Source organism: Streptomyces ossamyceticus (assembly GCF_001418475.1).
Lineage (GTDB): Bacteria > Actinomycetota > Actinomycetes > Streptomycetales > Streptomycetaceae > Streptomyces > Streptomyces ossamyceticus.
Genome location: NZ_LIQX01000585.1, coordinates 1 through 9,556, shown reverse-complemented (window position 1 = coordinate 9,556; position 9,556 = coordinate 1). Strand labels below are relative to the sequence as shown.

Below are 9,556 nucleotides of genomic sequence, written 5' to 3'. Positions count from 1 at the left end.
GGGTGCCGGAGCCGCCGGGGGTGAGGACGATCCGGTAGGCCGACATCCGGTGCAGGCCGCGCAGGGGGACGGTCACCGTGCCGTCGTCGGTGACCCGGACCTTCGTGCGGGTCAGGACGCGGGGCGCGGCGTGCTGTCCCTCGTAGCCGGACCAGGCGGCCTCGGCGACGGTCGCGGTGACCGAACGGCCGAAGAGGGACCGGGGGACCTCGCGGACGACGACGTCCGTGTCACCGGCCGAGCCGCCGAGCAGGACCTGGGCCTGGCGGCGGGAGGTGTCGAGGGAGGCGAGGCCCTGAAGGGTGTCGATGGTGTTCGCCTGCGGCGGGGTGACCTTCACGGTGTCGCCGGTGAGGCCCGCGTACCAACGGAAGAACCACCAGCCTCCGTTGGGGATGTTGGAGCGGACGACGTTGCCGTCCATGTTCCCTGCGGCGTCCCAGTACGCCTGGTTGGCGTACACCTTGTTCCTCTCGAACATCGACACCCACTGCACGAGCTGGCCGGGGACTGACAGATCGCGGCGGTTGGCGTACTCATCGATGTTGATCTTCAGCGGGGTGATGCCCAACTGCCGTTCCAGGGAGCGGTAGTCGTCGTAGTGGCCCTGGAAGTCGCGGAGCGAACCGGAGCCCAGTTCGTGCCAGGTCATGATCTGGGGCAGGACGTCCTCGCGCTGGGCGAAGGCGAGGAAGTCCTTCAGCAGCCTTGTGTGGTACGAGGCTTCGTTGGGGCCGGCGATCCGCGCGTCGGGGTCGATGGCGCGGATGCGCTGGTACACGGTCTTCCAGTCCCGGAAGAACCGGTCGCGGTTCTTCTCGTACTGGGCCTGGTCGGCGACGTCGAGCTTGTACCAGATCTGGTCCGGCTCGTTGAAGGGGATGTGGACGAAGCGGTCGCTGTTCGGGTCGGCCGCGATCTGTCTGGCGATCCTGTCGACCTTGGGGAGGTAGTCGTCGATGCCGAGGTCCTCGTAGGGCCACTTGGCGTAGATGTCCTGCATCATCACGTTGATCTCGCCGCCGCCGTTGCGGAAGAACGACTTCGAGACGGTCAGCGCGTCGCCGTTGGGGTGCTGGGCGCCGCCCTCCGGTTTCTGCGAGATGCTGGTGATCTTCAGGGGGGCGAGGGCGGCGTCGCTGGGTACCCCGTCGTCGCTGAGCCCGTACAGCGCGCCGTTGGCGCCCCGCATCACGGGCCCCTCGGAGGCGGAGAGGTCGACGGTGAGGCGCTGCGGGCCCGCGGCGGCGGCCGCGGGGGCCCCGGTGGCGGGAAGGGTGCCGGCCATGGCGGTGACTCCAAGGACTGCGGTGATCAGGGCGGTTCGCGCCCGGGACCTGGTGCGGGTTCGTTCACGGGCGCGTGTGCGGGTGGGGGTGATCACGCGGTCGGACCTCCGGTCGTTTGACGGCTCCACTGGTGATTCCGGACACGATCTTCAGGAACGGTGGTTCAGGGCAGAAAGGACACGGGGGCGGAGGCGGCCCTCGACGCGGGCGCCGTGACCGGTCAGACGTGGGCGGGCGGCGGCCCCGAACTCTCCCGGACCACCAGCTCCGGTACGGAGACCCGGTGCGGGGCGATCGGGGCGGACTGCTCCAGGACGCCGTGCAGCAGGGCGAACGCGGCCCGGCCGAGGCCGGTGAAGTCCAGACGCGCGGTCGTCAGGGACGGGGTCAGATACGCGGAGTGCGGGGCGTCGTCGAAGCCGGCCACGCTCACGTCGCCGGGAACGGACCGGCCGTTCTCGTGCAGGGCCCGGAGCACACCGAGCGCCAGGTCGTCGTTGCCGCAGAGGATCGCCGTGACCGAGGGATCCTGAGCCAGTTTCCGGCCGGCGCGGTGGCCGCCCGCCGGGCCCCAGTTGCCCTGCAACGGGCGCGGTTCGGGGGCGCCCGCCTCCCGGAGCGCCTGCCGCCAGCCGGTGGTACGGGCGCTGGTGCGGCGGGTGCTGGACGGGATGGCGACGTAGTGCACGGTCTCGTGGCCGAGGGAGAGGAGATGGCGGGTGACCGCGTACGCGGCCTCGCGGTCGTCGGTCCACACCCAGGGGCGGTCGCCGCCGGGCGGGGTGGCGGGGGTCTCCACGACACCGACGACGGGCAGTTCGGCGGGCACGGCGGCCAGGGCGCCGACACCGGCCGGATCGTAGGCGATCACGATCAGTCCGCCGCCCGCGTCCGCCGCCCGCCGCACCTCGGCGGCGACGGCGACCTCCTCCGCCGACTCCAGGACGCCGATCCCGACCGCGTACGACGCCGCGCGGGCCGCCTCCTCGACGCCCTGGAGGATCGACGCGTAGCCGTAGTGGGTGGTGTTCGCGGTCAGCACGGTCACCGCGCGGCTGCGGCCGCTGGCCAGGGCCAGGGCGGTCGCGTTGCGGCGGAAGCCCAGCTCGTCGATGGCGGCCAGCACCCGCTCCCGCGTGGAGTGCTTGACGCTGGGGTGGCCGTTGATCACCCGCGAGACGGTCTGGTACGAGACGCCGGCGGCGCTCGCGACGTCCCGGATGCTCGCGGGACGCCTTGTGTGACCGGTCACATTCATGTCAGGATTGTGACCGGTCACACTTGGGGCGTCAAGAGAACGTCAAGCGGGATTCCGGCGAGCGACGCCCCCGCGAGGATCTGGACCGCCCGTCGGCGACGGCCTGGGGGCGGCGTGCGCGAGCGCGGCGGCTCGGGAGGGCAGCGACTTGACCAGTACGGCGGACCGGACGGCGGGCGACTTCAACACCCCTTTCCCTAGTTTCAGTTGGGGACATCCGGCGCTGCACGCGGAGTTCGCCGCGGCGGCGGACGGCACCCCGCGTCTGGTCCGGCTGGGCCCCGCCGGGACCGCCGTCGAGCCGGAGGTCGCCCTGCCCCTCGTCGAGTTGACGGCGGTCGGGCACGGGAGCGGCTGGTCCGGGCCCCGGTTCACCGGTACGGCTCTCGGGTCACGGCTCGCGTACCGCGGGCACCGGGACGCCGGCTCCTCCGACTGGGCGCGGCTGACCGTCGAACTCCAGGACCCGGTGACGGCGTTGACCGCCTTCGTCGAGCTGACCTCGCCGATCGGGCTGCCGGTGCTCCGCTCCCGGGTGCGGCTGCGCAACGACGGCACGGACCCTCTCGTCGTCCAGTCCGTCAGCAGCCTCCTCCTCGGCGGGCTGCCCTCCCCCGACGTCCTCGATGTGCACCGGGCCCGCAACGACTGGCTCGCCGAGTGCCGTTGGCACGCCGAACCGTTGCGCGACATCGTCGCCGACATCAGCGTCGACGCCCACCAGCACGACAGCCGGGCCGCGCTCACCCTCACCGGGCGCGGCAGTTGGCCGACCGACGGTCATCTGCCGATGGGGGCCCTGACGGAGCGGGGCGGCGGCCGGGCCTGGGTGTGGCAGGTGGAGTCACTGGCCGGCTGGCGCTGGGACCTGGGCGAACGCGCGCACGGCACGTACCTCGCGATGAACGGCCCCACGGACGCCGAGCACCAGTGGCGGGTGCGGCTGGCGCCGGGCGAGGAGTTCACGACGGTGTGGGCGGCGGTCGCGACGGGGGCTTTGCGATCGGCGGAGACTGGGTCGGTGCGGTCGGTCGAAGCGGGGTCGGTGCGGTCGGTCGAGGCCGGGTCGGTGCGGTCGGCGCAGGCGGGCTCGGCGCCGCCGCCCCAGGCGGGATCGGTGCCATCGGCGCAGGCGGGGTCGGTGCGGTCGGTCGAGGCCGGGTCGGTGCGGTCGGCGCAGGCGGCATCGGCGCCGCCGACCCAGGCGGGATCGGTGCCGTCGACGCAGGCAGCGCAGGCGGGATCGGTGCCGTCGACGCAGGCGGCGCAGGCGGGATCGGTGCCGTCGGCGCAGGCCGGGTCGGGGTCGGTGCGGTCGGTCGAGGCGGGGGTGTCCCGCCCGGTGGGTGGGTCCGCGCTCGACGAGGCGTTCGGGGTCATGACCGCGTACCGGCGGGCCGTGCGGCGACCGCATCCGGACCACCGCGCGCTGCCCGTCGTCTTCAACGACTACATGAACACGCTGATGGGCGACCCGACCACCGAGAAGCTGCTGCCGCTGATCGACGCGGCGGCGGGCGCGGGCGCGGAGTACTTCTGCATCGACTCCGGCTGGTACGACGACACCGTGGACGGCGGCTGGTGGGACGGCGTCGGCGCGTGGCAGCCGTCCGTGCGCCGCTTCCCCGACGGCGGCATCGAGGCCGTGCTGGGCCGGATCCGGGAGCGCGGCATGGTGCCGGGGCTGTGGCTGGAGCCGGAGGTCGTCGGCGTGCACAGCCCGATCGCCTCGGCGCTCCCCCCGGACGCCTTCTTCCAGCGCGACGGCGTACGGATCACCGAGCAGGGCCGTCACCAGCTCGACCTGCGTCACCCCGCCGCCCGCGCGCACCTCGACAGGACGGTGGACCGGATCGTCGGCGACTGGGGGGTGGGCTATCTGAAGCTGGACTACAACATCGTCGTCGACCCGGGCACGTGCGCCCCCGGCGACCTCTCCCCCGGCGCCGGGCTCCTCGGCCACGCCCGCGCCTACCTGGAGTGGCTGTCCGGCGTCCTGGACCGTCACCCCGGTCTCGTCGTCGAGAACTGCGCCTCCGGGGGCATGCGCATGGACGGCGCCACTCTGGCCGTCGCCCAGCTCCAGTCCGTCAGCGATCAGCAGGACCCGCTGCGCTTCCCCGCGATCGCCGCCGCCGCGCCGACGGCGGTCCCGCCGGAGCAGGGCGCGGTCTGGGCCTATCCGCAGCCCGGGTTCGACGACGACCTGATCGGGTTCACCCTCGGCGGCGCGCTCCTCGGCCGTATCCACCTCTCCGGCCATCTGAACCGGATGTCGGAGCGGCAACTCGGCCTCGTCCGGGACGCCGTGGACACGTACAAGTCGATCCGCGGGGACCTGGCGCGGGCCGTGCCCTTCTGGCCGCTCGGTCTGCCGGGGTGGACGGACGCGTGGCTCGCGCTGGGCCTGCGGGTGCCGGACGGGCCGTCGTACGTGTCGGTGTGGCGGCGCGGCGGGGAGGCGGAGGTGTCGCTGCCCGTCGGGCACCTGGCGGGCCGTGATGTGCGTCCGGAGATCCTTCACCCGTCCGCGGGGAGCGGCGGCTCGGCGGTCTGGGACCGGGACGGGCACACGCTGCGGGTGTCGCTGCCCCGCACACCGACCGCCCTGCTGATCCGCCTGCGCGCCGGGACCGGCTGAACGGCCGCCGCCCGTCGGTCCTGACCGAGGGCGGACGGGCCGGAGCCGGGGCCGTGCAGGGACGGACGGGCCCGAGCCGGGGCCGTGTGTGGGGGGCCGGCACCGGCTCGGGCGGGTGGCTCAGCTGCTGCTGACGGTCAGGTTGTTGGTCTGGAAGTTCAGACCGCCGGACGACGAGGTGATCTCGAAGCCGAACTGCACGTCACCGATGGTCTCGTTGCCCATCCATCCCTTGGTGTCCTTCAGCCACTTCAGGACGGGCAGGATCTGGACCGAGCCGGACGTGGAGTCCGCGGTCCGCAGGAAGGAGAAGACCTCCCAGTACGTGCCGTCGCTCCGGTAGACCCGGCCCTTGTGGACGTTCCAGTTGTGGCCGCCGAGCGTGACGTTGCCCTGGTAGTCGCCGAGCGCGCCGACCGCGCCGTTGTAGTTGACCCAGAGCATGATCTCGTAGTCGTGGTCCGTGTCCCAGACGTCGTACGAGGTGTTGTACGCGCCCGAGGACGGGACCGTGACGTTGTAGTTGCTGTTGAGCGAACCGAGCGAGGTGATCGACTTGTTGATCACCTTCTTGGAGTTGGGGTACGACTTGATGCCGCCGGTGTTGGGGTGGTTGGCCCAGACACCCCAGTTGGTGCCGGAGTTGGCCCAGATGCACTGGCTGCCGGCGCCGCCGCCCCAGATGTTGTTGTAGAGCGTGTAGCCGCCCAGGCTCGTGTTGCCCCACTGGTCACAGCTGTTCCAGACGGCGGCGGAGGCGGGGGCGGCGGCGAGACCGACGGTGGCGCCGAGCGCGAGTGTGGGGGCGAGCAGGGCCTTGCCGATCCTGCTCAGGGTGCGGGTGCGTAGTGCCATGGCTTTCCTTCCATGGGTGGGGGGAACTGCGGGGAGGATCACCACGCCCCTGTGGGGAGGGCGTGGTCTTCTCCGGCGAGCGGTCGGAGCGGCTCCGCGCCGGAAGAAGTCTCGGAGTCGGTCATGGTGCGAGCACCGCCGCCCCGTACCGTCCGAGGGACAGCGGGCCGGTGACCGTCGTGCCCGTCAGGAGGTCGCGGTGGGTGCCCGGCACATCGACGGTGACCTCGTCGCGGCCGTGGTTGAGCAGGAAGAGGACGTCTCCCCTGCGCACCGCCTCGACCCCGTCGGGCAGCCCGTCGAGCACCGGCCGCACCCCGGCGCCGTCGGCGATCCGGGTCAGCAGCGCGCGCAGCGCGGCGGGGTCGGGCAGCGTGGAGACGTACCAGGCACGGCCCTTGCGCAGCACCGCCGGAAGGCCGTCGAGTTCACCGCCCCGGTAGGGGATCACCTCGTCCGCGTCGGCCGCCTCCAGCTCCTCGGACCACAGCGTGCCCCGGAAGCCGTCGCAGCGGACGTCCTCCCCCGCGTCCAGCGGCCACCACTCGTGCAGGGTGCGGATGCCGAGGAGATCGCGGAGCCGGGCGTCCATGCCGCCGGGTCGGACCCGGTCGTCCTCGTCGGCGACTCCGGTCAGGAAGCCGCAGACGAGGGTGCCTCCGCCACGGACATGCGCGACGAGGTTGTCGACGGCGGTGTCCGTGAGGAGGTAGAGCTGGGGGACGACGACGAGCCGGTACGCCGACAGGTCGTGCTCCGGGTGGGCGAAGGCCGTGGTGACGTGGGCCTCCCAGAGGGCGCGGTGCCAGTCCCGGACGACCTGGGGGAGGTCCACCTCGGACGACAGGCGGCCGTCCTGTGCGCCGGCCCACCAGGAGTTCCAGTCGAACAGCACGGCGACGTCGGCGGTGAGGGGCCGGCCGGACACCTCGGCGCCGATCGCGGCGAGGTCGGCGCCGAGCCGCTTGACCTCCTGGAAGGTGCGGCCCCTCTCGCCCGCGTGGCCGACCATCCCGGAGTGGAACTTCTCGGCGCCCTGCCGGGACTGCCGCCACTGGAAGTAGCAGACGGCGTCGGCGCCGCGGGCGACGGCCTGGAGGGACCAGAGGCGGTTCAGCCCTCGGGGCTTGGGGTGGTTCACCCCGCGCCAGTTCACGGGCCCGGCGGCCTGTTCCATGAGCACCCAGGGGCCGCCGCCGGCCTGCGAGCGGGTCAGGTCCTGGACGAGCGCGCCGTGCTGGGCGCCCAGCGGGTCACGCGGGTCCGGGTACAGGTCGACCGAGACGACGTCCTCCTCCTCGGCCCAGCGCCAGGCGTCCTGGCCCACCCACAGCGGCATGAAGTTCGTGGTGACCGGGATGTGTGGGGTGTGCCGGCGGACGATGTCCCGCTCCATCGCGTAGCACTCCAGGAGCATGTCGCTCGTGAAGCGCCGGAAGTCCAGCACATGGGTGGGGTTCCTCATGTAGTGGGCGCGGCGGGGCGGGAGGATCTCGTGCCAGCCGTCGTAGCCCTGGCTCCAGAAGGCCGTCCCCCAGGCCTCGTTGAGCGCGTCGAGCGTGCCGTACTTCCGGCGCAGCCAGTCGCGGAAGGTGGTCGCGGCCTCGTCGCCGTAGTCGTAGGTGCAGTACTCGTTGTTGATGTGCCACAGGGTGAGGGCGGGGTGGGAGCCGTAGCGGGCGGCGAGGTCCTCGGTGATGGCGGCGGCGTAGCGGCGGTAGACGGTGCTGGAGTGCGAGAAGTGCTGGCGGGAGCCCCACCACTCGACCTGCCCGTTCTCGTCGCGCGGGAGGGTCTCGGGATGGAGGCGGCCCATCCACGGCGGCGGCGAGGAGGTGGGGGTGGCGAGGACGACCCCGACGCCGTGCTCGTGCATCAGGTCCATCAGGGTGTCCAGCCAGCCGAACTCCCTTGCGCCCGGCCGGGGTTCGAGCTTCGCCCAGGAGAAGACGCAGAGGGTGACGGAGTTGACGCCCGCCTCCTTCATGAGGCGGACGTCCTCGTACCAGACCTCCTCGGGCCACTGCTCGGGGTTGTAGTCACCGCCGAAGAGGAGCCGGCCGCGGGTGGCGTCGGCGAGCGTGGGTCCGGTCGGCCGCGGTGTCATCGGAGCAGGTCCCCGTACTGGATGCCGCGGCCGTTCGTCGCCACGTAGACGCGGCCGTACAGCCGCGGGTCGCCGGCGATGGCCTCACCGGTCCATCCCCACTGGTGGGCGTCGTCGTTGACGCGGGCCCACGTCCGCGCGCCGTCGTCGGAGCGGAGGACCGCGGTGAGGCTGTCGACGGCCCCGATCTGGTAGATCGCCGGGTAGGCGGCGCCGGGCGCGGCCTTGCCGAAGCCGAGGACGTGCGAGGCGCGGCAGCCGGCGACCTTCGTGAAGGAGGCACCGCCGTCGGTGGACCGGTACAGGCCGTTCGTCTTGGTGCTCAGCCAGAGGTCGCCGGTGCGTCCCGGGGCCGCGGCCAGCTTGTACTGGCTGTCCCCCGAGGGCAGGCCGGTCGCGCCCGCCGTGAAGGTACGGCCGCCGTCGGTGCTGGCGTGCAGCGTGCCGGTGTCCGTGTCGTACGCGTAGAAGCGCGTCGCGTCCGCCGGGTCGGCGACCGGGGTGGCGCCCTTGGGGAAGGTGGGCACCTCGGCCCAGGTCGCACCGCCGTCGCCGGAGCGGTGGGCCGGATACCTGGTGCCGTCCCAGTGGACGAAGGACCAGATCAGCACACTCGCGTCGGTGTTGACGGCGATCGGTCCCGGCGCGTCCTTGGCGAGGGCGGGCTGGCTCCCGAAGGGCGCCCAGGTCCGGCCGCCGTCGGTCGAGAAGGCGCCGTTGCCGTGGTCGCCCCACCCGGTGCGGACCACGTACGACGGTTTCCTCGTGGCCAGCGCGAGGCCCGTCGCCGACCCGAAGACGGGGTTCGTGGCCATGCCGCGCGACGGGGACGCCGTGAGCCGCTCGTGGTACATCGTGCCGATGTCCCCGAGCCCGCTGATCAGGTGCGCCCGTCCGACGGGCGGCGAGATCAGCTGGCGTACGGCGGTCTCCTCCAGCCCTCGGATCTGCGGCGCCCAGTGCCTGAGGTCGCGGGTGCCGTAGAGGGTCGCGCCGGTGCCGTACACGATGTGCTTCGAGTCGTACGGGTCGAGGGCCAGCGCCTGGATCCACCAGCCGAACTTCGGCTTGTCCGCGCCCCACTTGAGGTAGGGGGTCTCGGACACGTCGAGGACGGCGGAGTCCTTGAGGGAGGTCCAGGTGCGGCCGCCGTTCGTGGAGCGGAACACCGTGTCGACGTCCGCCCAGCGGTTGTTGGTGGAGACGACGACGGTGCCGGGGCGGCGGGCGTCCACGGCGACGCCGCCGTAGCCGAAGGTGTCGGCGGAACCGTCGGCCGCCGTCCCTCCCGGCTTCACCGGGGTGACGTCGGTCCATGTGCCGCTGGTGGTGCGGAGCTTGTGGACACTGCCGTCGGACTGGCCGTTGGGGCCGGGCCCGTTGGCGTACGTCACGTACAGCTCGCG

4 protein-coding genes and 2 pseudogenes are annotated in these 9,556 nt (G+C 72.6%); 1 reads left to right on the top strand and 5 read right to left on the bottom strand.

Annotation, left to right across the window (positions count from 1 at the left end; all coding sequences use genetic code 11):
- Both AOK15_RS33885 and AOK15_RS33880 read right to left on the bottom strand, forming a co-directional pair.
- Window positions 1-1,288 (bottom strand): annotated as a pseudogene (locus AOK15_RS33885) (CBM35 domain-containing protein); the annotation flags it as partial.
- 221 nt (window positions 1,289-1,509) lie between these two features.
- Window positions 1,510-2,547 carry a LacI family DNA-binding transcriptional regulator gene (locus tag AOK15_RS33880; protein ID WP_055522144.1) on the bottom strand — a complete coding sequence of 346 codons (1,038 nt, stop codon included), beginning with the start codon at window positions 2,545-2,547 and terminating at the stop codon, window positions 1,510-1,512.
- 148 nt (window positions 2,548-2,695) lie between these two features.
- On the opposite strand from AOK15_RS33880, the gene AOK15_RS47735 reads away from it, so the two are divergent.
- A complete protein-coding gene (locus tag AOK15_RS47735) occupies window positions 2,696-5,188 on the top strand; it encodes an alpha-galactosidase (RefSeq protein WP_240508723.1) in 2,493 nt (830 codons plus the stop codon).
- A 120-nt stretch (window positions 5,189-5,308) separates the two neighbouring features.
- Here AOK15_RS47735 and AOK15_RS33865 read toward each other — a convergent pair whose 3' ends face one another.
- The 3 genes and pseudogenes from AOK15_RS33865 to AOK15_RS33855 form a co-directional block, all read right to left on the bottom strand.
- Window positions 5,309-6,043: a glycoside hydrolase family 12 protein gene (locus AOK15_RS33865; RefSeq protein ID WP_055522143.1), complete on the bottom strand. Its 735-nt coding sequence runs from the start codon at window positions 6,041-6,043 to the stop codon at window positions 5,309-5,311.
- A 121-nt stretch (window positions 6,044-6,164) separates the two neighbouring features.
- Window positions 6,165-8,150: a beta-galactosidase gene (locus tag AOK15_RS33860; RefSeq protein WP_055522142.1), complete on the bottom strand. Its 1,986-nt coding sequence runs from the start codon at window positions 8,148-8,150 to the stop codon at window positions 6,165-6,167.
- Window positions 8,147-9,556: pseudogene (locus AOK15_RS33855) on the bottom strand (WD40/YVTN/BNR-like repeat-containing protein); the annotation flags it as partial. The gene AOK15_RS33860 and the pseudogene AOK15_RS33855, both read right to left, overlap by 4 nt.